1 pseudogene is annotated in these 310 nt (G+C 49.4%); it reads right to left on the reverse strand.

From position 1 onward, the window contains the following. A pseudogene (locus P0G09_RS17720) lies at nucleotides 1-310 on the reverse strand (hypothetical protein); the annotation flags it as partial.

The following is a 310-nucleotide window of genomic DNA, read 5'->3' on the forward strand; positions in this document are numbered from 1 at the left end:
CATTGCTTTCTCCCGTCCATTCTGGAATTGAAGTCCTCATCAATACGCTTTTTCCAATTCGTACCCAGTGGTACGCTGCATCGGACAGCAGAAACCGCTTCGCTCAGAACTTCATAGTTGAGCTGCGTTCCCTCCTGGTCAGAGTGGTAGTTGACCGCTCGGTCTGCACCAATTCCGAAATGCCTTGCCGTCTCAACCGCGTCGATGTTTGCACCGAGGAATAAAAACTCCCAGCCATACTTTTTCTTTTGACGCTCTATCATTTTCTTGACCTTCTCGCTGTCATAACGGCGGCTTGCATTCTCCATAC

It is taken from the genome of Faecalibacterium sp. DFI.5.82, from assembly GCF_029076575.1.
Taxonomy (GTDB): Bacteria; Bacillota; Clostridia; order Oscillospirales; family Ruminococcaceae; genus Faecalibacterium; species Faecalibacterium duncaniae.